General features: G+C 52.2%; 21 protein-coding genes and 1 tRNA gene. 8 read left to right on the top strand and 14 right to left on the bottom strand.

Going from position 1 to position 23,990, the window contains the following annotated elements; all coding sequences use genetic code 11:
- Positions 1–37 precede the first annotated feature (37 nt).
- The 5 genes from IAE55_RS10660 to IAE55_RS10640 all read right to left on the bottom strand — a co-directional run bounded on the left by IAE55_RS10660 (position 38) and on the right by IAE55_RS10640 (position 6,971).
- Positions 38–1,606: an extracellular solute-binding protein gene (locus IAE55_RS10660; protein WP_200632032.1), complete on the bottom strand. Its 1,569-nt coding sequence runs from the start codon at positions 1,604–1,606 to the stop codon at positions 38–40.
- 64 nt (positions 1,607–1,670) lie between these two features.
- Entirely contained in the window at positions 1,671–2,555 is an 885-nt protein-coding gene (locus IAE55_RS10655; RefSeq protein ID WP_442793329.1) for a carbohydrate ABC transporter permease, read from the bottom strand.
- 70 nt (positions 2,556–2,625) lie between these two features.
- Positions 2,626–3,537, bottom strand: a complete 912-nt coding sequence (locus IAE55_RS10650) for an ABC transporter permease (protein ID WP_200632028.1) — start codon at positions 3,535–3,537, stop codon at positions 2,626–2,628.
- A 342-nt stretch (positions 3,538–3,879) separates the two neighbouring features.
- Positions 3,880–6,174, bottom strand: coding sequence for an AraC family transcriptional regulator (locus IAE55_RS10645; protein WP_200632026.1), 2,295 nt, complete (start codon positions 6,172–6,174; stop codon positions 3,880–3,882).
- A 17-nt stretch (positions 6,175–6,191) separates the two neighbouring features.
- Entirely contained in the window at positions 6,192–6,971 is a 780-nt protein-coding gene (locus tag IAE55_RS10640; RefSeq protein ID WP_145947173.1) for a DeoR/GlpR family DNA-binding transcription regulator, read from the bottom strand.
- An 839-nt stretch (positions 6,972–7,810) separates the two neighbouring features.
- Between IAE55_RS10640 and IAE55_RS10635 the strand changes: the two genes are divergently transcribed.
- Positions 7,811–8,587, top strand: a complete 777-nt coding sequence (locus IAE55_RS10635; protein WP_200632024.1) for a hypothetical protein — start codon at positions 7,811–7,813, stop codon at positions 8,585–8,587.
- A gap of 28 nt (positions 8,588–8,615) precedes the next feature.
- The gene (locus tag IAE55_RS10630; protein ID WP_200632022.1) at positions 8,616–9,128 is read left to right on the top strand and encodes a hypothetical protein; all 513 of its coding nucleotides are present in this window, start codon (positions 8,616–8,618) and stop codon (positions 9,126–9,128) included.
- A 179-nt stretch (positions 9,129–9,307) separates the two neighbouring features.
- Here the strand turns inward: IAE55_RS10630 and IAE55_RS10625 are convergent, their stop codons facing one another.
- The gene (locus IAE55_RS10625; protein ID WP_200632020.1) at positions 9,308–11,908 is read right to left on the bottom strand and encodes an adenosylcobalamin-dependent ribonucleoside-diphosphate reductase; all 2,601 of its coding nucleotides are present in this window, start codon (positions 11,906–11,908) and stop codon (positions 9,308–9,310) included.
- Between the two features lie 454 nt (positions 11,909–12,362).
- On the opposite strand from IAE55_RS10625, the gene IAE55_RS10620 reads away from it, so the two are divergent.
- The 3 genes from IAE55_RS10620 to IAE55_RS10610 all read left to right on the top strand — a co-directional run bounded on the left by IAE55_RS10620 (position 12,363) and on the right by IAE55_RS10610 (position 16,177).
- Positions 12,363–14,108 carry a DEAD/DEAH box helicase gene (locus tag IAE55_RS10620; RefSeq protein WP_442793327.1) on the top strand — a complete coding sequence of 582 codons (1,746 nt, stop codon included), beginning with the start codon at positions 12,363–12,365 and terminating at the stop codon, positions 14,106–14,108.
- On the top strand, positions 14,108–15,049 hold the full coding sequence (locus tag IAE55_RS10615) for a YqhG family protein (RefSeq protein WP_105441553.1): 942 nt from the start codon (positions 14,108–14,110) through the stop codon (positions 15,047–15,049). Before IAE55_RS10620 ends, IAE55_RS10615 begins: the two co-directional genes overlap by 1 nt.
- A 141-nt stretch (positions 15,050–15,190) precedes the next feature.
- On the top strand, positions 15,191–16,177 hold the full coding sequence (locus IAE55_RS10610; RefSeq protein WP_200632002.1) for a hypothetical protein: 987 nt from the start codon (positions 15,191–15,193) through the stop codon (positions 16,175–16,177).
- Positions 16,178–16,275: 98 nt separating this feature from the next.
- Here the strand turns inward: IAE55_RS10610 and IAE55_RS10605 are convergent, their stop codons facing one another.
- On the bottom strand, positions 16,276–16,494 hold the full coding sequence (locus tag IAE55_RS10605) for a YqzE family protein (RefSeq protein ID WP_105441555.1): 219 nt from the start codon (positions 16,492–16,494) through the stop codon (positions 16,276–16,278).
- A gap of 221 nt (positions 16,495–16,715) precedes the next feature.
- Here IAE55_RS10605 and IAE55_RS10600 point away from each other — a divergent pair, with 221 nt between their 5' ends.
- Complete coding sequence (locus IAE55_RS10600; protein WP_374954585.1) at positions 16,716–17,381, top strand: N-acetylmuramoyl-L-alanine amidase; 666 nt, start codon at positions 16,716–16,718, stop codon at positions 17,379–17,381.
- On the opposite strand, the gene IAE55_RS10595 is transcribed toward IAE55_RS10600, so the two are convergent.
- Together IAE55_RS10595 and IAE55_RS10590 are read right to left on the bottom strand one after the other, a co-directional pair.
- Positions 17,356–18,264, bottom strand: coding sequence for a divergent polysaccharide deacetylase family protein (locus IAE55_RS10595; protein WP_234489428.1), 909 nt, complete (start codon positions 18,262–18,264; stop codon positions 17,356–17,358). The genes IAE55_RS10600 and IAE55_RS10595 overlap by 26 nt on opposite strands.
- A 174-nt stretch (positions 18,265–18,438) precedes the next feature.
- A tRNA-Leu gene (locus tag IAE55_RS10590) sits at positions 18,439–18,522 on the bottom strand.
- 203 nt (positions 18,523–18,725) lie between these two features.
- Here IAE55_RS10590 and IAE55_RS10585 point away from each other — a divergent pair.
- On the top strand, positions 18,726–19,187 hold the full coding sequence (locus IAE55_RS10585; protein WP_234489427.1) for a hypothetical protein: 462 nt from the start codon (positions 18,726–18,728) through the stop codon (positions 19,185–19,187).
- Positions 19,188–19,245: 58 nt separating this feature from the next.
- Here IAE55_RS10585 and IAE55_RS10580 read toward each other — a convergent pair whose 3' ends face one another.
- From IAE55_RS10580 to IAE55_RS10565, 4 genes are all read right to left on the bottom strand, one after another.
- Entirely contained in the window at positions 19,246–19,461 is a 216-nt protein-coding gene (locus IAE55_RS10580) for a hypothetical protein (RefSeq protein ID WP_076170212.1), read from the bottom strand.
- Positions 19,462–19,833: 372 nt separating this feature from the next.
- Positions 19,834–20,163: a hypothetical protein gene (locus IAE55_RS10575; protein ID WP_076170213.1), complete on the bottom strand. Its 330-nt coding sequence runs from the start codon at positions 20,161–20,163 to the stop codon at positions 19,834–19,836.
- 118 nt (positions 20,164–20,281) lie between these two features.
- Positions 20,282–20,854: a xanthine phosphoribosyltransferase gene (locus tag IAE55_RS10570; protein WP_076170214.1), complete on the bottom strand. Its 573-nt coding sequence runs from the start codon at positions 20,852–20,854 to the stop codon at positions 20,282–20,284.
- A gap of 91 nt (positions 20,855–20,945) precedes the next feature.
- Positions 20,946–21,536 (bottom strand): DedA family protein, encoded by a 591-nt coding sequence (locus IAE55_RS10565; protein ID WP_200632001.1) that lies wholly within the window; start codon positions 21,534–21,536, stop codon positions 20,946–20,948.
- Between the two features lie 185 nt (positions 21,537–21,721).
- Between IAE55_RS10565 and IAE55_RS10560 the strand changes: the two genes are divergently transcribed.
- Positions 21,722–22,750: a YkvI family membrane protein gene (locus IAE55_RS10560; RefSeq protein ID WP_200631999.1), complete on the top strand. Its 1,029-nt coding sequence runs from the start codon at positions 21,722–21,724 to the stop codon at positions 22,748–22,750.
- A 75-nt stretch (positions 22,751–22,825) separates the two neighbouring features.
- Here IAE55_RS10560 and IAE55_RS10555 read toward each other — a convergent pair whose 3' ends face one another.
- Positions 22,826–23,953, bottom strand: a complete 1,128-nt coding sequence (locus IAE55_RS10555; RefSeq protein ID WP_145159781.1) for a glycosyltransferase family 4 protein — start codon at positions 23,951–23,953, stop codon at positions 22,826–22,828.
- Positions 23,954–23,990: the final 37 nt, after the last annotated feature.

Here is a 23,990-nt window from a genome sequence, read left to right as displayed (position 1 = left end):
CTGCCGGATACCCGCGGTCTAACTAAGTATTCCTCTCTTACTTCTTACTTGCCAGAAAAGAGTCGATTTGTTTCTGCAGCTCGACCTGAATTTTTTTGGCGTTGCCTTCGGCCTCTTTCTTAAACTTCGTCCAAGTTGCATCGGGGTCGGTTACGCCATTAAACAACGAATTGTAGTATTTGTCTTCGGTAGCATTATACAGCGAGATTTCGTTAATGACCGGCGTCGGATCGAAAGAGAAGCCCGTCAAGATGCTCGGGGTCAGGTTGGAAGCGTCTTTATTAAACTGGTAGTGCTTGATCGACTCCTCGTCGAAGCCCCCGTTGAGACGGTCCGTTGTAGGATTCCAAATCCATGCATAAGGGAAGTAACTGTAGCCCGAACCGATTTGCTTGTATTGGTCATCGCCGATCTTCTCATAGTTTTTACCTTCGATGCCGTAAGCGAGCAAATCGTAGTTGTCCTTGTCTGCTGCCCAGTTAAGGAACATCATCGCCCGTTCCTTGTGCTTGCTGACCTTCGGAATCGCCTGGAAATTTGCTTGCTTGAAGTTTGTAATGTTCTTTCCCTTCTCCATCTTGATAAACGTGACCGCTTCCAGTTCAGCGCCCGGAGCATTCTGTGCAAGGGCCGCGCTAATCGAAGAAGGTACGCCAAATTCATTGTACGTGGCTACAGCAACCTTGCCGGAATTGATGACAGAGTCCACGTCTTTGATTGCCAGAACGTCTGGATGGATTAGGCCATCCGTGTATAACTTGCGGGCGTCTTTGATCCACGACCAAACGCGAGGTTCCATCTCGTCGAACAGGTTGTAAACCTTGCTGTCGTTGTTCTTATAGTAGAGCACGAGGCTCTGGCCGAGTGCATCCGAGCGCAGCAGCTGCGGGTCGTATTCCATGAAGGAGCGGAACGCTCCCCAGGAGACGTCCTTCTGGCCGGATTGCCCGTACGCGAGCAGCGGCACGATATCCTTCTCGTTCTCTTTGACTTTATAAGCGAACTTGATCAGATCATCATAAGACTGGATCGGCGGAAGCCCGTATTTCTCGCGAAGATCCTTGCGCACAAGATACGTTCTGCCTGCAAGATGGGTGTTGCCGAGGGGCAGCGCGTAGATGTGACCTTGGAACTTGTTGGCGTCGAACATCTGATCAGAACGGACCTTCACCGCGTCTTGGCCGTACTTGTCCATCAGGTCTTCCAACGGTTCATAGTAACCGGCGCTGATCATCTGATCCAAGTGCAGCCACGGTGCATCGAAGATAAGATCGACGTCTTCACCAGAAGCGAGCATAACTTGTGTCTTCTGAGCCAAGTCCGACCATGGAATGAACACAAGGTTAAGCTTGACGTTGATCGTATCTGCCATCCGGCTCTCGGCTTCCTTAATGACCGCGTCCATATCCGCCGGGCGGTCTCCTGGTACGACTATTTTAAGCGTGACTGGGTCCAGCTGAGAGGACGATGTCCCCGATATCGCCTCGTTGGCGGATTTGTTCGAACTGGCTGTGTTACCAGCGTCGTTCGAATTTGAGCCGCATGCCGCCGTTACCAGAAGAAGCACGGTTGCCACAATTACCGTTAATCCTTTTCTAAAAATCATGTTTAATGACCTCCTATATAATACGTCTCTATCCTTAACCGTACTTTATGTCCCCGTGTCAAGACTAACCCTTGAGGGCGCCGATCGTAATTCCTTTGACAAAGAACCGTTGAACGAATGGATACAAGAGGAAAATCGGGCCGATGGTCAAACATACCGTCGCGAGCTGAGCTCCATAAGTAGGCAACGGTTGGGTATAAGTCGTTTGGCTACCGCCAACGTAGGCGCTGATATTTATGTTGGAGATCAGCTGACGGATCATCATCTGCAATGGATGCAGCTTATAATCGTCAATGAACATGAGCGCCAGGAAGAAGTCGTTCCAATATTGCAGCGCGTAGAAAAGAGCGACCGTGGCAAGAACGGGCTTCGAAATTGGCAAAATGATTTGGAAAAAGGTTCGAAGCTCATTTGCTCCGTCTACCGTGGCGGCTTCGTTGATCTCATAAGGGAGCGTCCGGTAGAACGATACCATGATGAAAGCGAAGAATGGGTTCAACAGATAAGGAAGGATGAGGGCCCACATCGTATCCTTGAGATGGAGCCAGTTCGCAATCAGAATATAGAATCCGACCAGGCCTGCACCGAAAATCATCGTGAAGTAGGTCAAGAAGCTTAGAATATTGCGGTACTTAACTCTTGGATGGGCCAGCACATAGGCGTACATCGCCGTAATTAGCAAAGCTAGCACCGTGCCCACGATGGTCACCATCATGGAGACACCGTAGCTGCTAGCTACCTGCTTGCCTTTCATAACGAATTCATAAGAATACAAAGTGAGGTCGTGCGGAATGAGTTGATAGCCGTATTTCTTGATTGCAGATTCGGCCGCGAAAGAATTGATGAACACGAGCCAGAACGGAAGGAAGCAAATTAAGGCGAACAATCCACTGAACGCATAGATAAAAATAACAAACAACTTCTCCGAGAACGTTCGGTCGTTTTTGATTTTGGCCGCTTTTTTGGAACGGACTTGTTGAATAGCGTTTTCCACGCTTTGTACCTCCTTGTTGTCGGAATCAGAATAGGCTGGCATCCTTGTCGATTCGTTTGGCGAGCGCATTGAAAATAATGATGGTTACGAGTCCCATCACAGATTGGTACATGATAACGGCTGATGATTTTCCGAAGTCGCCAAGCTGCCTCAGTGCGCGGTAAGAGTAGGTATCGATCACGTCCGTCGTCGGGTAGAGCGGCGCGGTATCGCCGACGATGCCATAGATCATTCCGAAATCTCCATAGAAAATCCGCCCAACCCCGAGCAACGCAAGCACGATTACAACGTTGCGGATTAATGGAAGCGTAATGTGGATGATCTGTTGGAACCGTGTTGCTCCGTCGATGCGTGCGCTCTCGTAATACTCGCCCGAGATGCCTGCGATCGCAGCGAGGAAGATGATCGAGTAGTACCCCGCGAACTTCCACACGTAAACAATGGTGAGCACGGCTGGCCAAATGCTCGGCATTAGATACCAGTTCTTCGGATCCAACCCGTTCGCAGCAAGCGTCCGGTTCAGGATGCCGTCGGTCATGTTTAGGAACGCAAACACCATCATGCTAACGACAAGCCAGGAAATGAAGTAAGGCATAAAAATGAGCGATTGAGCTATTTTCTTATAGAGCGCATTCTGAATCTCGCTTAGGAAAATAGCGAGCAGAAGCGCGATTCCGAGGCCACAGACGATAAACAACCCGTTAAGGAAAATGGTGTTGAATGTCACCTTATACCAATCGCTACCCATGAAGAAAAACTTGAAGTTGTCGAAGCCAATCCACTTGCTTCCCCAGATGCCGTCGGCAAGCCGATACTGCTTAAACGCGATCAAATGTCCGGCCATGGGCACATAGGCGAACACGATCAAGAACAATAACCCGGGCAATGCCAATACGTACAAATAGCGGTTTCTAACGATCTCTCTAATGAATCCCACCCGTTTTTCGTCTCCTTTCTTCCTGTCGGCAATTAACTTGCTCTGCGTCCAACATTACGTGCGCCGCGCTCGGTCTGTATAGTTCTCATCTTGGAAAAAGGGCTAGAAAACCGCATGAAATCAAGGTTCTCAAACTGGAATTCGGTTCTCGTGAAGGAAATAGGGTGAAGAAAAGCCGCAGTGGAGGCGAATATAGGTGGCTCTTCGAACAGGAAGGCTTCAAGTGAAAATAGTTTTTTATGGGGATTAGAGAAAGTCATTTAAGAATCAGCTATGTGCTAACAATTCCATAGCTAAAAACTCCGCCTCGCCCAGCCGAGCGATGCGGAGTTCTTCACACGTTTATACCCCCTCACGATACTGGCTAGGAGTCTTGCCCGTCGCCTTCTTGAAGACCGTGAAGAAGTGGCTCTTTGTCTGGAAGCCCGCTCTCTCGCCGATATCCGTTACCGTCCATTCGGTCGTTTCTAGCAGCTTCTTAACCTCCTCCACTCGTTCTTGAAGAATATAGTCCGACAGCGTCATGCCCCACACGTCCTTGAAAACTTGTCTTGCATGACGGGTCGAGAGTGAGACGTGCTCGGCGATCTCCTCGATCGTCAGATTCGGATCGTGCAGGTGACTGCGTACATAATCGACGATTTCCGTTACGACCTCATCGCGGCGGCTTGAGTTTCTCCTGCTGCTGAGTTCCTCGATGATCGCAAGCAACTCACTCTCCAGCCAGCTCCGAACGCCGGCCAGCGTATCGAACGATTCGAGCAAGCCGTTAATGCCTTCCACCGATTCGACAGAGGGCAGCTTGTTGAACGCCTTGAACAGCGTATACAGCATATGCGACAGCTGGAACTTGCTTTGGGGGTACAGCATGGAATGCATCGGCTCGAAAATCCGGTCTAGCCCTGCCGACACTTCCTCCGTTCTCCCCATTCGGACTTTTGCGATCAGATCATCCAGCAGGCTGTCGTCGGGAAGAGGCTCGACCTTCCGCATGTATGCTTCGAAGTCTCGCTCCAAGAATACCTTGCTCTCGCCCGAGACGAACTGCAGCATCGTCAGTTCGAGGACGTGCTGATAAACGGCGCGAAGATCGTCTACGGTCGCTTTCTGTCCACTGACAGAGAGAGCAACCCTAACCTGCGTCCACTGCATGATTTGTTCGCCCGTCTCTTCCAGCAATCGCGGTAGAAGGTCCCCCTTCAAAGTGCCTCCCGCTATCAGAAGCACGAGATGGTCACCTCCCAGGTCGACCGCCTCGGCGAAACCTTCGCGCCGAATGATTTCCTCCGCGATATTACCCATTGCATACTTGACCAGCTTGCGCGAAGCAAAGCTGTATTTCTCCTTAAACGCGCTGTAACCGTTAATGCGAATGACTGCGACAAAGAGACCGTCTTCTTCGAACAACGCAGGGATGGCTTCCTGCCGCAAATACGTCTCTAATGGCGTGATAAGCTTGCCCTGCAGGATCCATTGCCGCAAGTACTCGGCTTTGATGACGTTACGATGCTCCCTCATCGAAGAATCAAGCTGGTCCATCCGGTTCTCCAACATCTCAATCCCGTAGCGGATGACTCGGTATTCCTCCGAGGGTCCCTCACTCGTCATATGGCGAAGCCCTGTTCCGAACTTCGACTCCAACTGGTTGGCAAGTTGAGAGAACGGGCGGTACGTCCGCCGGGAGTTCCAGAACAAGATGGCGAGCAGCAAAATGATAAGGCTTGCCAGGAATGCGGTCATTCTCGTCTGAAACGTGCGGAAGTCGGACTGGATGCCGGCCAATTTCGCCATCTGAAAGAACGTCCATCCTTGTGGTTCGATTTTCGCATATTGAACCGACCACGTCTCGTTTTCATATCGAGCCGTGAAGCTCCCTTGTTCCGCCGATACCTTGGACGCGTAGCCATTGTAAAGAGACTCAAACGAATCGTTCGCCGGTCCGAGCATCGCCTTGCCCTTATCGTCCAGAATAAACGAAAGGACGCCTGCTTTCCCATTGTCCTTCAGCAAGTATTGCTTCAACAGATCCTCGTTAAGTACCAAGACGAGATAGCCGAATGAAAGCTGGCCGGAAGGGACGGTCGGGATGACGAGCGCGAGTTTGGTCTTGCCGTACAGCTCGTGGGGAATAAAGCGCTGGTAAGAAGGCTGAGGATGCCGTACCAGATCTAGCATTGACGGATCGCGGAATTGTGCGAACGAGGAGATGCCGTAGCGAAGATCGATGACGTGCTCCGTCTGCATGTTGATCATGTAAACGTTATCAAGGAAGGGTTCGGTCGCCATGTATTGCGTCCCCGCCGCCAAAGCGTCGACCTGGGTCCCTTGCGATTCGGCGTCCGCCATCATCCAAGCTTGAATGTTCTTGTTCGCGTACATGTTTAAGCCGTATGAGATCATCTTATTAAGCAGGAATTGCGCGTTGTCCCGAGAATGCGCCATCTCTGCCTCGCTCACCTTATCGATCTGATTCATCGCATAGCGGGAGAACTGATTGGACAGCAAGAAGGCGAAAGGGATGGAGACGATCGCCAAGAGAAGGCCGACTCCGAGAAAAATCCGGAGATACGTCTGCCTCGGAATCAGCTTGTTCGCCCCGGCCACAACACTCATTCTGCCGATCAATGATTGTGGCATGTTGCCAGCACCCTTTCTTATTGATGTCTGTCTGCGACTTCAACCTGAACGCCGTTCTCCTTGCATGTCTGGAACAACGTCTCTTCCGGAAGCTCGTCGGTCACGATGCGGCCGACGCCTTTTAGCGGAGAGAACGAAGCGAGCGCACGAGCGCCGAATTTCGTATGATCCAGCACGACGACGGCTTCCGCGGCCTGACGGATAGCAAAAGATTTGATCTCGGCTTCATAGAAGTTGGAATTGCTGAAGCCATGCTCGGCGTCGATGCCGGTTGCTCCCAGAAAAACAAGGTCGAACGCCATGCCGGACAAGTTTTGAACAGCAATCGGACCGACAAGCGAGAGAGTTGACTCTAGTAGCGTCCCGCCTGTAATGGTGGTCGGGATGCCTCTTGCCGTGAGTTCCTGAGCCACATTCAGTGCATTTGTCACAACGGTCAGCTTTTGATCCGACGGAAGATACCGGGCGACCTGAAGCGTCGTCGTCCCCCCGTCAAGAAACAAGGAATCCCCAGGGTGAACGAGTGAAGCCGCTTTGCGTCCGATTCGGATTTTCTCATCGGTGAGAATTCCCGTTCGCTCTTTTAGAGCCACGTCTTGCCCAACAAAGATTGCCCCACCGAACGTCCGCTTTACGACGCCCGTCTCCTCCAGTTTCTCGAGATCGCGGCGGATCGTCATCTCCGTGACGGGGAAAGATTCCCTCAATTCGGCGATTCGGACTTCCCCTTCGCGGGAGATCAGGTTCAGCATCTGCGATTGTCTGGAATTCAGTTGGCGATGGGCTTCAGGTTTCATGTCAGCTTCCTCCTGTCTTATTTTCAAGACTATTTTTGCAAATATCACAATTGGCAGGCATTCAACATCCTTCATCCTGCTTTTATTCGACATCTTCTTCGATTATGGCATTCGCCTATCAGCGAATAGGCGATAGAGATAAATGTATCCCCAGCGGCAGCAGAATATTTCCTGCTTGCCGGGAGGATAACGATGCTCCAGACATGTCTGCTTTAATAAAGCATGAGGTCCCTCGATCGAGCATCGATCCATGTTTACGTAAGCAATGAAACTATCTTTTGATAATAACAGATTTTTGTTCGTTTGCAACAATTTTATAGTTATAACGAACATGTCAATAAGCTGGTCAACGTATCCGATCATCGGCAAATAATCAAAATCGATCCGAGATATTTCTACCTTCTTACCTAGTTCTGCATTAGAGATATCATATTAAATTGCACCGTGCGGCTTTTTTTGCGCTGGCCATCATTTTACTTAGAGTAATCCGCAACCCAATTTTAAAAAAAGCCTGATCCATTAAGGATCAGGCGATGACATTTATGTTCAAAGTTGGTGACATTTCATGTAATCAAGGGATATTTTCACAAAAGTTGCTACGGCATCTTCATTTAATTTGAAAATAGTTGTTACCTTCACCCGGCATACATGATCCGCTGGTATGCCCACTCCATTGCTTCCCTGTTATATAGACTAACCATAACCATACCAAGCCTTTCCGTTGGACCAACGGATTCAATAATAATAGAGCGACATCCATGAAGACGTTTGGTATGTATTTTTCTTGTTCGGGAAAATTATAGATACTTATACAAATTATCTCCAGAGGCGTGGTGATTATGAAAAATATAGTTTTACTATTCCTTGTTTTTGGATTGTTTTGCCCAGTGGATATTACAGAAGCAAGTTTTCAATTACAGAAACCGTTACTAACACCAGAGGATGTTTTATCTCTTCAAGTAAACGGTTTATACGGTCGTTCTCGTTTATTTAATGAAAGTGATGGGGATGAGGAAGTAACCATCAATAAGGTTATTAAATGGCTTAATACATCAAGCCTTTCCAATGGACCAACTGAATTAGAGCTTAATACCACCCATACTCTCCCCAAATTAAAAATAATAATGAAAAACGGAAATATTTCAGTTATTGAACCTGCATATAATTGTTTATCTGCATCCAAAACAAAGATATGCACGCTAGCGGAAGGTGAGGTTATATACACCTGGGACAATAAAAAGGTTCGATTGCAATCCAGAGAACTGTTCGACTGGCTATTAGTCGAGTGGAAATATGAAAGTGTAGGAGCTTCTAAAGAAGAGCTGCTTGAAGAGACTTTATACTCCAGATACTATCCTTATTTCGAAAAAACTTACTCGGATTTTATCATGTGTCCCCGAATAGATAAAATCGAAAGAATAAACGGGGATACAAGAAGACATATTGTTCGCGTAAGTGCGTTAAATTATAGTGCACATCATGGTGATATTCCCTACGATAGAATACATATTACGTTGAGTGATACTCCAGAAAATGGTGTTAAAATAATTAAAGTTGAGATAAAAAAGAGTATTTCTGTAACAGAAAGTCGCAAACAATGTAGACGAGAAAACTAAAAACCTGTTGAGCTAAGGGGAACCAAAAATGAAAGGGAAATTGTTCGCGTTGCTTGTTATCTGCCTTCTGGTCTACGGCTTCACTGCTGTTGCAGAATCGTCCCCATCTAAAGCATTACGAAGCAACTCTAATGCGCAAGTGTTTAGATTAACTTCAAACGATGTTCAAACAGCCTTTGTAAAATGGGGTGAATTTTGCTGGACGCTGAAAAGTGAAGAAATTGATTCGCTTATCATCATGTTGCGAAAAGTGAGGAAGGAAGACATCAAGCCGTACCGAGGCCCACTTCCAAAAGGAGGACCATTTCAAGTAAACTTAAAGACGAAATCAAATGAACATTTCACTTTTACGGTTGGTGTTGGCGGGGAGGGGTATGTCCTTTGGTCGCCACGCGAGAAGGTATATCTTCCTGATTTTAATAAATTTATGAAACCATTTATTGAACGAAGAGCCAATGAAGCTAACAATGACTCGCCGACGCCATGCTCGAGTCAAACAAAAAAGGAGCCTTTGCGTGAGACAAAGGCTCCTTTTTCATGAATCTCAATGTATATCAGTTCTTCCGTCGGTCTGAAAAAGAGAGTTCCATCTGGCGATTAGTCTTGTTCATCTAAAATAAAACGAAGCGTTAAATACCGCTTCGTTATTATTAAACCTTTTTCAATTAATGCGAAAAAAGTGAAAGAATCTTTTTCAATCTTTATGATTTTGAATAAAGCTTACGAGCACTTACTGTACCCGCAGTTGCCGCAAGTTTTGCAGCCCTCGATATTGATCAGTGCCGCAGCACCGCAGGACGGACACAGGTCCACCGACGCCTTCGGCGCATCATGGCTGTGCGAGTGTGTGCCGCCATGGTCCGCCGTCTCCGGTGCCAGCGTAGCCGCCACGGGAGCAGGCTCTGGATGATCTTCGTCGATGCCGCTCTGCACATGCGCTTCCAGCGCCTTGGCGACCGCGTCGGCGATCGATTCCACGCGGTTGACGCCAAAGCCGATCGCGCCGGAACCGCCGATGCCCTTCAGGTGCTTGATCAGCAGCTCCACTTTGTGTCCATGGTCGCCGTAGCGGAGGAACAGGGAGCAGACGCGGCCCAGCGCTTCCGCCATGGCGAACACATCGGAGCCTGCCTTGCCTACGTTCAAGAAGATCTCGCTCGGAATGCCGTCGAGGTCGTTGATCGTAATGTACGCCATGCCGAACGGCGTATTGATCTTATAAGTCGCGCCCCGCAGCACCTGCGGCCGGCGCTTGTACTGCTTATCCACCACCGAGCCCTGGGCGCTTGCCACGGCAGCGGCTACCTGGGCACCCGCCTGCTCTGCGGCAGCCTCGGAGGCAGCTGTTTCTGTAGCCGGAGCGGCCTTCGCTTCGCTCTTGTCTTCCTTCTTCTCCGTTTGCAGCACCTGCACGTCGCGGCTGCCGTCACGGTAGATCGTCACGCCCTTGCAGCCAAGGTCGAACGCCAGCTCATACAGCCGCTTCGTTTCTTCGACCGTGAAGTCGGCCGGGCAGTTCGCTGTCTTCGAGATGGAACTGTCGACCCAGCGCTGAATGGCGGCCTGGGCGCGGATATGGTCTTCCGCCGTCAGATCCATCGCCGTCACGAAGTAATCCGGCAGCTCTTCGCCCGGATGGGCGTCCAGCCAGTCCTGGGCAATCGGCACAAATTGCTCGTCGAAGCCGAGTCGGCTCTGACGGAAGTATTTAAACGCGAAGTACGGCTCGATACCTGTAGACGTGCCGACCATCGTTCCCGTGCTGCCGGTCGGCGCCTGGGTAATGACGGTCACATTGCGCATTCCCTTCTCACGGATAGCTGTACCGACTTCCGGGAACGCCTCGGTCATATTTTTCATAAATCCGCTCTGCAAATACGGATCCGCGTCAAACGCCAGGAACGAGCCTTTCTCTGCCGCAATGTCGGCCGATGCCAGGTACGCTTCGCGGGCGATAAACCCGTACAGCTTGTCGAGGAATTCAAGCGATTCCGGACTGCCGTACCGGATGTTCAGCTTGATCATCAGCTCCGCAAGACCCATCGAACCGAGGCCAATCCGGCGCTCCTTCTTCTGGTTTTTCTCGTTTTCTTCAAAATGGTACGGCGTCGTGTCGATGACGTTATCCAGGAAACGCACGGAGTAACGCGTCACCGTCGCCAGTTCATCCCAATCCACGTCATGCTTCTCTTCATCGTAGAACTTGGAGAGATTCATCGCGGACAGGTTGCAGACGCCCCATGCCGGAAGCCCCTGCTCGCCGCACGGATTCGTGCAGATGATCGGGTTGAAGTACCAGCTGTTAGACATCTGGTTGTAATATTCCATAAAGACGACGCCCGGCTCGGCCGATTTCCACGCCGATTCGATAATGGTATGCCAGATTTCGCTCGCCTTCACCGTCCGGTACGGAATGACGGCATGGCCGCCCTGCTTCCATTTCTCAAGGTCGCCGTCCCACAGCTCGTCGTAATCCGGATCTGTCGTATCCGGGAATACCAGCTCCCAGTCCAGGTCCTCCTTGACTGCCTTCATGAAATCATTGCTGACACAGACGGAAAGGTTGGCGTTCGTCACTTGTCCCATCGTCTGTTTGACCGTAATAAAATCGAGCACGTCCGGGTGCCAGTCGTTGATCATGAGCATCAGCGCGCCGCGCCGGCTGCCGCCCTGCTCAATCAGGCCGGTCGTGTAGCTGAACAGTCCGCCCCAGGATACCGCACCGCTCGAGGATCCGTTCACGCCCTTGACCACGGCTCTGCGCGGACGGAGCGAGGACAGATTGATGCCGACCCCGCCGCCCCGCGCCATAATTTCGGTCATCTCGGACAGCGTCGCCATGATACCGCCGCGGCTGTCCTTCGGCGAAGGAATGACGTAACAGTTAAACAGTGTCAGCTCGTCACTGGCACCCGCTCCGGCGGCGATCCGCCCGCCCGGAACGAGCTTCCAGTCTTCCAGAATGTAGCGGAACTTCTCTTTCCACTCGGCCTGCAGCTCCGGCGTCGGCTCAGCCGATGCCATGGCTCCGGCCAGCCGGTCCCACATTTCCTCAGGCGTCTTCTCGATATTCAGCGTCAGCTTCTCGACATCCGTCTCCACCAGCTCGCCGCGGCGTGTTTTTACCGTCGCCCGTTTCCCCTCGCGCGATACGATCTCGCCGACTTCCTTTGTCGGAAACTTCGGATCATCCTTGGTCAGTACAAGTACAACGTCCCCTACTTTGGCGTGATTCGGGTCCGGGTCCTTCCATGCATACCGGTCCAAAAAGATTTTTTCGCTTAACCCCTCAAGCTTCTGTTTGCTCTGAACTTGATTCACTGTTACATTCTCCTCCCATGACTGTTCTGCCGAACGTATCGGCTCTTAGTTCCGATCAGCGGATGGTGTCGGTCTGCCGACTGCGCTAAAAGTGCCGGTTCACTTCCAGGAAAAAGGCCTGTATGTAGCCGGGTTCCTTCCATTCAATAAACGAAATAACCCCATTTAAAACGCAAATCCGCTCGTCATGTACCATATATTGTGTGCATAGATGATTATACTATACCACATATTGTTACTCCACGCTTTAATCCTGAAATTTAGACCATGAAAGCTCTTCACTCTGGGACAACCTTTGCTTTTCTCCGCCAATCTCACTTTTTTGCTTCGGTTCCTTTGAAAAAAATTGTGAAAATCAGCGGATGCCTTCATCCATACGGAGGTTATGAACTCTCCGGTTTACGTGCATACTACTGTTACGCGGGATTACGAACCTATGAAGGAGGTACAAGGCTTGAAAACTTCTCATCTCGGTAGCGGGGCGCAGGCCGGGGACCTTCCCGTTCCCCTGAATATTGACCGCAGCTGGCTGGATAACCTCGAATCCCGCCTGGATAAAGGCGGCCCCTGGGGTGACTTCCGGCTGTTTCAGCTGGCCGTTCAAGGCGAAGAGGCGCGGCTTGTGACGAGCTTTGACGAGCTGCAGTGTGTGAAGCATTTGCAGGACCTGTCCCCCCTTCCCCATCAGATCGACACGGCGCGGAGGGTGCTGTTTGAGATGTCCGGCAGAGCTATTCTGGCCGATGAGGTCGGACTGGGCAAGACGATCGAAGCGGGACTCATTTTAAAAGAATACATGGTGCGCGGACTGGTATCCAAAGTGCTGATTCTGGTGCCCGCCTCCCTGGTACTCCAGTGGGTCCGCGAGCTGAACAGCAAATTCGGCATCCCGGCGGTCGCGCAGAAAAAGGCTTATTCCTGGCATTCCGACGTCGTCGTCGCCTCCATGGATACCGCCAAGCGCGAGCCCCACAAGGACATGCTGATGGAGCAGGAATACGACATGCTCATTATCGACGAGGCGCACAAGCTGAAGAATAAGAAAACGACGAACTATCAATTTATCCAGAAGCTGCGGAAAAAGTACTGCCTGCTGCTGACCGCGACGCCGGTTCAAAACGATATGAGCGAACTCTTCAACCTTATTACGCTGCTGAAGCCCGGCCAGCTCGGGCGGCAGGGGGATTTTGCGGCCAACTTCGTCGTCGGCAAACGGCAGGCGAAGAACGAGGACCAGCTCCGGGATGAGCTGGCGAAGGTGATGATCCGCAACCGGCGCGGCGAAGGCCCTGTGCAGTTCACCAAGCGGACGGTACGCAACGTCAGCCTGCAGCTCTCTCCTGAGGAGCAGGCGCTGTACGACGGTGTGACTTCTTTCGTCAAGAACCAGTACAAAGCGTCCGGGGGCAACCTCAGCAGCATGCTATCCCTGGTCACGCTGCAGCGCGAGGTATGCAGCAGCCGTGACGCGGTGTTCCTGACCCTCGTGAACCTGTCGAAGAAGATTCCGGACGACTCCCCGCTCACCGCCGAGGTGTGGGAGCTGGTGAACGCAATCCGGAACATCAAAGCGAACACGAAGGCCGAAAAGACGATCGAGCTGATCAAGGACATGAACGAAAAGGTCATCGTGTTTACGGAATACCGGGCAACGCAGGAATACCTCCTGCAATATTTTCAAAAGCACGGCTTGTCCTGTGTACCGTACCGCGGCGGAATGAACCGGGGTAAAAAGGACTGGATGATGGACCTGTTCCGCGGCCGGGCCCAGGTCATGATCGCCACCGAAGCCGGCGGCGAGGGCATCAACCTGCAGTTCTGCCACCATATGATCAATTTTGACCTGCCGTGGAACCCGATGCGGGTCGAGCAGCGGATCGGCCGCGTCCACCGGCTCGGGCAGCAGAACGACGTGAAGATCTACAACCTGTCCACCACTGGAACGATCGAGGAGCATATCCTGAACCTGCTGCACGAAAAAATCAACATGTTCGAGACCGTTATCGGCGGCCTGGATGTCATTCTGGAGCGTTTCGAGAAAAAGGAATCGTTCGAGAAAAGCCTCTACAAGCTGTTCCTCGAGTCGGAGTCGGATGAGGAAATCCGCAGCAAGGTCAGCTCGCTCGGGCAGTCGCTTGACCAGATCAAGCGCGAGATCGAATACGAAGATGCGGAAACCGTCATTGAGGAGGAAGCTTGATGAGCCTGTCCCCGCAGGAAGTTCAGAAGCAAGTGCTAACCTATCTGGAAACGACCGAATGCAGCATTATCGAGAAGTCTCCTTATCACGTGACCGTCAAGCTGTCACCGCAGGCGGACAAACAGCTGACTAACCGCCCCTACTACTGGGGCTTTATTGAACGGACGGGGGCGGAGCCGGAAACCCTTTCCTACACCTTCGTCTTTGACCCGGACCAATATAACGAACAGGCGGCCAAAACCCCACCTCCTTCAGCGCAGCCCCAGCCGCAGGACAGCATTCTGTCGAGGTATTTCGGGGTGAATCCGGCAGGGCCGCGGATCGGGCCGGGGCGGATTCCCCGTGAAGACGTCACATACGGCAGCAGCCGGCTGCAGCAAATTTGGTCCGTAGCCCGGCAGGAGGGCTCCTGCGTGTACCTGTTCGAGCAGCCGGGCCCTTTGCAGCGGGAGACGCTGTTCTCCGCCCCCTACGAGCCGTGGCTGGGCGTCTGCTTCAAGGTCGAGATGACCTGCGACGTGAAGAAAGAAGCGCTCCACTTCATCGGTATCTCGCTGGTGACCGGGCAGATCGACCAACAGTTTGCCCGGCGTCTGGAGACGCTTCAGCTCGGGCCGCGGCTTCCCGAGAATATCCATATCCAGCCGGGAAGCCTCTCGCTAGCGGGCGCGGCCAATCTGCTGGAGAAGCATATGAAGGGACTGCTGGCAGGAGAGGATTACAGCTGGGCGGAAGCCGCCAGGGAGCGCCTTAGGGATGAGCTTGCGGTGATCGACATGTATTACGAAGACCTCCTCAAGGAAACCGAGGAGGAGAAGCTTACGGCCATCCGGGAGCAATACGACAACCGGCGCAGCGAAATGACATGGCAGTATGAACCTAAGGTGAACCTGTCCGCCATAACCTGCGGTCTGTTTCACTTAAGATCCATCCGTCCATGAGCATTTGACCTCCCTCGCTAAAAGAAGGCAAAAAAAGACCCGTGCCCGCGCCCCAAAGCCCGACACCTTGCAACAGCCTTTTTACGGCTTGTCCGGTACAATGATGTCAATAAAGCTCTGAAATCGAGGAGGGTGAATGTGGTGAGGATGGTATCTCTCGCTTTAAAAGTGACGGCGTTGACCTGCGCCGTCAGCTGCGCCTGGCCGGCCTGGGGTCCTGCGGTCCCGCAATCGGCCGCAGCGGTCGGCATCGCTGCCGCCAAGGCGGCAAGCCCAGCTCGGACGGCCTTGCTTCGGATCGCATCGGGATCGGACATGCAGGCGGTGCCCGCGCCGCTGGAGAGCTTTGCCGGCTCCGTCGTCCGCGAGCTGTCCGCGCAGTCCGAGTTTCAGCAGTGGGACGGCGCCGCCATCGACTATTACCCGCTAGGGCCCGGCACCCACAGCTGGCTTGCGATCGTTTCAAAGGATAGCAAGCAGCTGGGATATTTAATATTCACCGCCAGGGAGGAAGGCGGATATATGCTCAGCGAGTACGGCAGCGGTCCAGCCATCCCTTACAGTAGCGATGCGCTCCATGACCGGCTTGCTGAGGATGGCCTTATTCCCGATCACCCCGGCCTCCCCGCAAACGTTCAAATCCAAGCTCAATATTCGGCCATGCTGCCGGTTTGGAAAGTGACCCTGCCCGGCAAGCCAGCGATGTACATCAATGCGCTGACTTTGGAGCTTCTGCCGGCAAATGCCGTTTCCGCCAGCACCGCCTCCGTTTCTAAGACAGCAGTCGTTACCAATCAGAACGGTCTCCGGCTCGAGGCATCGTCACCTGCTGCGAAGATAGATGGCAACGATCCTTATGACGACCTGCTCTGGATGACCTCGCCCCGGCTGAACATCCGCCGCGGAGACGATCTGCTGAAAGCAGTCGCATCCGGCGGCAGTCTGATCTTCACCGCTCCCGGCCGTAACGCGTCCTATGGGGCGCCGTTTGCGGTAAGCGGGATTCAGACATGGTCTCCAGCCGCAAGCGCTCCTACGGTCAACTACGCGGCGACAGGACGTGCCGGAACCCGGTACCTCCCTGTCTCCATGCTAATGGCTGCCGGAGAATTTCATGCCCGCCCCTAGATCCGCTGCATGATTATCTGTTCCTGCCCTTATCGCGTTTCCTTCCCAAAAAGAAGCGGACCTCGTATCCACACGAGGTCCGCTTCTTTCATTTTCGTTCAGTCATGAAGATTCCGAATCTTGGTTTTTCGCCGCTTGGGATGGCGTTTGTCAGCCGCCCGGCCTCCCCATTGGGACAATCCGAACGGGATCATGCCGAACCATTTGACCGTCCACGGCTCTTTATATTTTTGCTTCCTTCGTTCTTCCTTGGGTGTTTCCATGTAGTTGACGACGCGCTCTGTAATGTATTTTACAAGTTCATCTCCACTGGCCATTTCCATACCTCCCACAATGCCAAATTACAGCCCTGCTATGCTCTTAGTTTGCACAGAGATACTGTAATCTAAACGGAGGAATGCGGACGGTGCATTTTTTACCGTTTATTGCACATTCTAACTTCGACATCAATTTTTCGCTCAAATCCCGTTTAACGAAAGGAGGGCCATCCTTTATGCCTATCAAAAGCTTGATCGCCGCCATCCTCCTGATCCCGGCAATGTTGTGCGCAGGCAGCTCGTCTGCTTGGGCCGCAGGCCCCGGTGACCAAAGTACAACCGCCTATCCGGAGCATCCGGCTTTTCCGCATGAAGTTATTATCGTGGATGCAGGACATGGCGGTGTTGACGGAGGGACTTCATTTCAGAATATTCTGGAAAAGGACATTAACCTCGCCATCGCCCAGAAGCTGTTTATGCTGCTGCGCAGCCAGGGGTACGACGCGGTCTTGAACCGGACGGCTGATTACGCCCTCAGCGACGACAATCACTGGCTCCGCAGCTCTTCCCGCCATAAACGCGATCTCGCGCAGCGCAAGGAGCTAAGCCATCAGCTGCCGACCCTGATCGTCGTGAGTCTTCACGTCAATTGGGGCCGCAATCCTTCAAAGAACGGGGCGCTTGTGCTTCACCAGAACGAAGGACGCAGCGTCCTGCTTGCGGACAGCATTCAGCAGCAGCTTAACCCGCTGTACCAGACGAAGGGAAGCATCCGGCTGGGAAGCCCGTTTTACCTGCTGAACCAGGTCAAAGATCCTGCGGTTATCGTAGAGACCGGATTTCTCAGCAATGCCGCAGACCGGGCGATGCTGTGCAATCGGCGCGGGCAGCTCAAGATCGCGCAGGCCATCGCGAACGGAATCAATTATTATTTGACGGCAATATAGGCGCCGGCTTCCAATCCCAGATATCCCGGACGAGATCGCTGATTCCTACAAAAGATACGGAATTCTGCATACCGGTGATGCTTTGGCGAATGGCCTCCGCCGTCTTTTTCCCCTGCACGCCGACATGACCGATCGTTACACAGTTCTGATGTTCGCTCGCCCAGGTTTCAACGGCTTTCATTTGTTTGCTGACATGGCTGACGGTGTGTCGGTCGTCCAGAAATATGTTGTTGGCCACCGGAGGCATTCCCATCTGAACGGCCAGCTTGCCGACAACGGAATGGTAGTTGGTCTTGCTGTCCACGAAGAACAACCCGCGTTCGCGGCAGACCTCCAGCACGATGGACATGATCCGTTCGTCTCCGGTAATCTTCGATCCCATATGATTGTTCATGCCGACCGCATACGGCACGTTGTCGATGGCTTCCTCCACCCGTTGGCGAATCTCCTCATTGCTCATATTGGAGGTAATGGCGCCGGGACCTAGCCACTTGGGATTGCCCTGCTTGGGCTCCATCGGCATATGGACAATGACGTCATGCCCCTGTTTATGGGCCAGCTCCGCGTCGGTTTTACTGGTAGGAAGAAACGGCATGATGGCCACGGTCAGCTTAATCGGCAGGGACAGCATTTCTTCGGTTCCCCCTTGCCCGTTCCCGAAGTCGTCGATGATGATCGCAACCTTTTTATCCGGCTTCATATCACTTTGCCGCTTGTCTGCCGCGGGCTGCTCCGCTTGCTCGTTGAAGACCCGCTCCGCCGCCAGTGATCGTTCCCCATCCGCGAAGGCGGTTTGACCAGAAAGCGCAACCGTAAGCGCCAGTCCCGCTGCCGCAATATTCCGCCAGCCGTGATGCAGCTTATTGAAAGATGATGTGCTCAAGCAACTTCCTCCTTTACTCGGTATCTCCACGATGTGGTTTCATTGTTTGAGGAAGTTGGAGGAATTATGTATAGCAAAAATCCCCGTTTCGCCCCTCTCAGGAAAGTTACGGGAATAACAAATAACACAAGAAGGCGTCCCCGTTGTTCAAAACGGGAACGCCTTATGTATGTATGCGGTCGAGAGGACTCGAACCTCCACGGGGGTTAGCCCACACGGACCTGAACCGTGCGCGTCTGCCAATTCCGCCACGACCGCAAATCGGTCGGTCACTCTTTGAAAGATTCAATCTTTCGCGGCGACAAGATAGATCATACCATGCTGGACAGGTATAGTCAACACTTTTTCAAAAAAAGTTTAATCTCCTTTTCATTCTGAATAATTTCCAGTTCCTATCTATTGAATAATCCAAGCATTTGCGGGTAAAATAAGAACATAAGTTCGTACAGGTGGTGATATGTATGGCAGCACCCGGCATGACGTCGGAAGAGGCATCGCTGATTAAGAGTTATCTGCTCCTGATTTTTATTCATAAAGTTTTCGAACGGGACATTCGGATTATGGAGGAGAGCGGCGTATTCAAGACACCTCAGTTGTATTCGGAACTGATTGTGAACGGCGACCGGCAGGCCGGCACACTGCTCGCTGAAGTCAAGCGGGAAATGAAAAGACGCAAGATCCGGATCCTTCGAATCTTACAAGATGATGCCGGGGTCAGGGCGGAATATTCCTGCAGAGGCTATACCGACGAAATGAATATCCTCTGGCCGGCTTTTCGTAACGAGATGCTCGTTCGGATGAGGGTTTATCTCGGGCTGGATCCTTTCTCTCCCGAAGACCGTTCTCTCCTTCCCGTCTCTTCTTTTACTCACCATATGGACCACCCCGCTGCTCCCTATTTTCAGGAGGGCTCCAAACCATAAGAGCCGCCTGGAGTCCCCCGATATGAACCAAGGGGAACCGAACCAGACGGCTCTGCTATTATTCCAGAGGGCTTTGACGCGGAGCGCTCGCAGGCTGGAACAAGTAGTTCCGGTCCAGCTTGACCACTTTGCGGTTGCGGCGGCGGATCAGCACCTGGCTGCCGTCCCAAGCCACAACAATCCCGGTTACATCATTGCTTTCGATGCCGTCGCGAACCACCCGGACCTGCTCTCCGGATTGGCGGTACGCATCCAATTCCTCATCGCTGATCATCTCCAATCCTCCTTTGCTTCTGAAGCAATCTTTTCATGTAATGAACATGGATAAGTATATGCTTTTCCCGCATATCTTACAATGAAATCGGTGTGTACCGACCTTTATTATACACAAGACTGTGCGGGTTCAATGGCATTTTTCGTTAAAGTCATCCCGCATTATTAAGAAAACCTCTATCGACGTACCTTCAAAGAAGACAGACCGCGTTAAAAGGTAATTTTTCTTGCAATATCAGGAAGCAATGCTCTGGCGTTTACACTTTTCTGATATTATAAGAAAGGACCAGCAGCCAATAGGCCGCTGATCCTGAATGCGTTGGTATAAAGGTGTGTATATTAATCAACTGAACCTCTCGGTGACGCTCAGCAATTAACGTTGTGCGTGTTCTTTACTGTCGTTCTTCTCGTACCAATAATCGAGCACCGTCGACGACATCACTCGTTTTTCCAGATATTCAACTTGATGAGGGGTAAACAATTCCTTCCAGGAGAAGTCTAGCTCATCACACATGCCCACGATGGTCAGCAGTTCTGACCAGGCCACGTAACGTTTATACCAAAAAAACTGAGGATGCTCTATAATATAGGGATAGAGGTCATCGAATTCGGTATGCTTGCAATCAAGCGCTCTTTCAAAGTGATCCTTTGCTTTGGCCAATTTATCAATGAAATACTGTTCGGTTACCGGTTCTTTCCCCATTGTGCTGCCTCCCCTCATGATCATCTAATACATATTATAAGCCAAAAGACGGCCGGTTGAAAGAAATTGTTTCGATTTATCCGCGGAAAATGCGGCGAAACGGGCTTTCATCCCGGGCTTAATCGGCAAAAGTGATGACGCCGCCTTCGAGCGACTGGATACGGACGAGCGGTTCAATACTTATGCCCTGCTCCCGGATGGTCCGGGCCCCTGCCTGAAAGCACTTCTCTATGACGACACCAAGGCCAACCAATTCCGCGCCGGAGCGTTCGATAATTTTGATAAGCCCCCGCGCAGCATCTCCGTTTGCAATGATGTCATCGATAAAGAGCACTTTATCCTGTTCGCTGATATAATGACGCGACAGCATAATATCCGTCACGATCCCTTTGGTAAACGAAGGAACCCGTTCGCAAAGAGCGTCCGGATCGGCCAGCAGCGTCTTCTTGCGGCGGGCGAACACCAGCGGCACGCCAAGCTCGTAAGCCGTCGCAAAGGCCACCGCAATCCCGGACGATTCCACGGTAACGACCCGGGTCACGCCGGCTTCGGCAAACCGGGATGCAAACTCTTTTCCCATCTCCATCGTCAGTTGCGGATCCACCTGGTGATTAAGCAGACCGTCCAAGTTCAGCACCTGATCCGAAACGATGACGCCTTCTTGTAAAATTCGTTCTTTTAACTTATCCATTTCAATAGCCCCCTACGCCGTTCCTTTGACGTAAAAGTAACATATCTTGGGCTCCCACTTCAAGGGGAAACTCCATACATAACTTCAAATGTCAGCGTTTCTTCCACCGAAGCAAACCAATGACCGCTCCGAGTGCAAGAAGGGCCGCAAGCAGCCCGATCCGGATCGTGGTGTGCGTCATCCTCCCGGCAAGTTCGTTCCAATGATATCCAACGGCATGTCCGATCAGCATAAACGTGGTGCACCACAAGGCGGCACCTGCTCCCGCATACACCACATAAGCCCTGGCAGGAAGTTTCGTCGTCCCCGCGATATACGAAGATAAATGCCGGAGTCCCGGCACGAAGTAGCCGACGATAATGCTTAGTGATCCATAACGCCTAAACCACTTCTCCGCCCCAGCCAGCCGCTCCGGAGTCATTCTTACCCATTTTCCATACCGGTGAAGCAGGGGTTCCCCGACCATGCGTCCAAGAGAATAGCTGATCAGCATCCCGGTCATGCTTCCCAGAAAAGTGACGGCCAGCGCGCCGGCAAAGTTGAACTCACCCCTCGCGGCCATCCCCCCGAAAGCAACAATCAGCGTTTCGTCAGGCACCGGAATACCCAGAATGCCCAGGGCCAGCAAAAAGTACATGGCGGCATACCCGTAATGGGCAATGTAAAAGGTAACTCCTGCCATAACAAAGCCTCTCTTTCCTATCGGTGTGTCTATTCGTCCATTCGAACGCAGTCGCTCACGGGAAACGCCTTATGGACTGCCTTCATGAGACATGGACAGGTTCCAGTCATGTCCTACCTCTAATCATCATAACCTGTAGTACAGGCAGGACACAAACCGGACTGCCTGGAGCAGGGAGGAGAACGATGAAGAACGGGATCAGGGTGCTTCAAATTGCTTTTACATATATCGGAACCATTGTGGGTGCAGGCTTTGCGACCGGACAGGAGATCCTGCAGTTTTTTACCCAATACGGCAAATGGGCGACGCTGACGATTCTGCTGTCCACCGCCCTGTTTATTTGGCTTGGTACCAAGATTATGATCATTTCACGGCGGATATCGGCCAGATCCTATGAGGATTTCAACAAGCATTTGTTCGGGGACCGGGCCGGGGGAGTGATCAGCATCGTGATGATGTTCGTGCTCGTCTGCGTAAACAGCGTCATGTTGGCAGGAGCCGGCTCCGTTTTCGTCGAGCATTTAAACCTTCATTATCAGACAGGCCTGATCATCACTCTGGTCGGATCCTATATCTTGCTCACCCGGGGAATGAACGCCATCGTGCAGATGAACAGCATTGTCGTCCCTTTGATGCTGACGTTGTCTTTGGCCATTATTTTCAATACGATCCGCATGCCGGGGGCAGACAGCTTCCTGCGGATTACGACCGACCATCATTATACGGCGGTGTGGACCTCTCCGCTGCTGTATACATCCTTCAATCTCGTCATGGCCCAAGCGGTGCTGGTCCCCCTTGGAAGCAAGACGGAAAGCCATAGGGTGGTTAAATGGGGGGGCATTCTGGGGGGCGTCGGCGTCGGGTTTATGCTGCTGGCCGCGCACGTTGCCATGTCCGCCCACATGCCGGGCATCCGGCAGTACGAAATCCCGATGGGCAGCATCGCCAGCAACCTGGGCACCGCCATCCAGCTGATTTATGTGATGCTGATCTTTCTGGAGATCTTCAGCACCTTCGTCGCCGACATCTACGGAGTCACCCTTCAGCTGCAGCAGCATATTCCTTTGCCGCCAAAGCTTCTGATCGCCTGCGTCATGTTTATCTGTTTCCTGCTGAGCCAAATCGGATTCAGCTCCCTGCTGTCCGTGCTGTACCCGATTTTCGGCGCGCTGAGCCTGATATTGGTGCTGAAGCTGATGTTCAAATCCAAATGACAGAGGCATGAAATAGAAAAAAGGCGGGAGCTGAATTTCTCAGCACCTGCCTCTTTGAGTTGAATGGCCAGCACGCTACACCTTTTGATAAGATAAATAAATTTTCTTCAGTTCATTCACCGCATGCGTCAGGGAATATTGGCTCTTCGCCTTATCCCAGGCCGTCCGGGCGAGATCGTAGCGGTACATCGGGTCGGTGATGACCTTCTCAAGCGCTTCGCAGAGCGCGATCGGGTCCTCCGGCGGCACCAGCAGGCCGTTCACTCCGTCTTCGATCTGCTCCGGAATTCCGCCTACGTCGGTTCCTACCAGGGCCAGGCAGCTGAGCGCCGCTTCCGCAAAGACCGAACCAAAGGCTTCCGCTCTGGAAGGGAGCACGAAAATATCAAAAAACGGCATAAACTCTTCCGGATGCAGCGTGTATCCATAGAAAATAGTTTCGTTATAGATGCCAAGCTCTTTGGCAAGGCTCTCCAGCTCCGTGCGGAATGGTCCGTCTCCGATGATGTGCAGCACGTAGTCATGACCCTTTTTCTTAAGCTCGGCGCAGGCCTTCAGCAAAATATCCAGCCCTTTGGCCGGTACCAGGCGGCAGACCGTAATCAGCTGCGGCACCTCGTTCTCATGGGGAACCGGCTTGAACCGCTTTTCGTCAAAACCGTTCGGAATGACCCCAATCTTATCCGGATAGTTCACATAGTCCGATAAATAGCCGGCGAACGACCGGGAAACCGTCAGCATGCGCTGGCTCTTCTGCTCCAGCTCGCGGTACAGCGATACGAGAAAACGGTGCTCCGGCCCCCCGCTCTTAATGCGTCCGTTCAATATTAATTCCCGTTCATAACTGGAGTGTATGGTCTGAATTAACGGCGTATCGGGAAAAACCTGCTTGGCGGCCAGCCCGGCGATGGGATGGTGCGCATGGATCAGGTCATACGGCTTCTGGATCCGCAGACGCGTCCACCACAAGTAATCCTTGTACGTCTGAATATATTTTTGAACGACAGGGGAGTCCTTGAACTCGGTCCAATCGAAGGTGTCAAACACGACCTCCTCATGCCCCTTGTTGCGGATCCGTTTAGGAAGCCAGAACAGCTCCATATCCCATCTTGATGATTGGAATCGCTCCTGCATATACGGAATCATGGAGGATACTCCGCCCGGCTGCTCGGGTGGGAAAAAGAGGGCCTGTAACAATCTCATAATGGGAAAACCACCCCTTTCTGTAGGTCTCTTAGCT

It is taken from the genome of Paenibacillus sp. S28, from assembly GCF_016624415.1.
Classification (GTDB): domain Bacteria; phylum Bacillota; class Bacilli; order Paenibacillales; family Paenibacillaceae; genus Paenibacillus_AQ; species Paenibacillus_AQ favisporus.
The sequence above is the reverse complement of the archived record's forward strand: the minus strand, read 5'-3'. Positions and strand labels throughout refer to the sequence as shown.

Excerpts from the sequence above, each read along its gene's own strand:
- IAE55_RS10635 (WP_200632024.1), top strand. The coding sequence starts at position 7,811 with ATGAAAAATATAGTTTTACTATTCCTTGTTTTTGGATTGTTTTGCCCA.
- IAE55_RS10615 (WP_105441553.1), top strand. The coding sequence starts at position 14,108 with ATGAGCCTGTCCCCGCAGGAAGTTCAGAAGCAAGTGCTAACCTATCTG.
- IAE55_RS10575 (WP_076170213.1), bottom strand. The coding sequence starts at position 20,163 with ATGGGGAAAGAACCGGTAACCGAACAGTATTTCATTGATAAATTGGCC.
- IAE55_RS10570 (WP_076170214.1), bottom strand. The coding sequence starts at position 20,854 with ATGGATAAGTTAAAAGAACGAATTTTACAAGAAGGCGTCATCGTTTCG.
- IAE55_RS10660 (WP_200632032.1), bottom strand. The coding sequence starts at position 1,606 with ATGATTTTTAGAAAAGGATTAACGGTAATTGTGGCAACCGTGCTTCTT.
- IAE55_RS10560 (WP_200631999.1), top strand. The coding sequence starts at position 21,722 with ATGAAGAACGGGATCAGGGTGCTTCAAATTGCTTTTACATATATCGGA.
- IAE55_RS10580 (WP_076170212.1), bottom strand. The coding sequence starts at position 19,461 with ATGATCAGCGATGAGGAATTGGATGCGTACCGCCAATCCGGAGAGCAG.
- IAE55_RS10605 (WP_105441555.1), bottom strand. The coding sequence starts at position 16,494 with ATGGCCAGTGGAGATGAACTTGTAAAATACATTACAGAGCGCGTCGTC.
- IAE55_RS10600 (WP_374954585.1), top strand. The coding sequence starts at position 16,716 with ATGTTGTGCGCAGGCAGCTCGTCTGCTTGGGCCGCAGGCCCCGGTGAC.
- IAE55_RS10630 (WP_200632022.1), top strand. The coding sequence starts at position 8,616 with ATGAAAGGGAAATTGTTCGCGTTGCTTGTTATCTGCCTTCTGGTCTAC.
- IAE55_RS10555 (WP_145159781.1), bottom strand. The coding sequence starts at position 23,953 with ATGAGATTGTTACAGGCCCTCTTTTTCCCACCCGAGCAGCCGGGCGGA.
- IAE55_RS10565 (WP_200632001.1), bottom strand. The coding sequence starts at position 21,536 with ATGGCAGGAGTTACCTTTTACATTGCCCATTACGGGTATGCCGCCATG.
- IAE55_RS10645 (WP_200632026.1), bottom strand. The coding sequence starts at position 6,174 with ATGCCACAATCATTGATCGGCAGAATGAGTGTTGTGGCCGGGGCGAAC.
- IAE55_RS10585 (WP_234489427.1), top strand. The coding sequence starts at position 18,726 with ATGGCAGCACCCGGCATGACGTCGGAAGAGGCATCGCTGATTAAGAGT.
- IAE55_RS10640 (WP_145947173.1), bottom strand. The coding sequence starts at position 6,971 with ATGAAACCTGAAGCCCATCGCCAACTGAATTCCAGACAATCGCAGATG.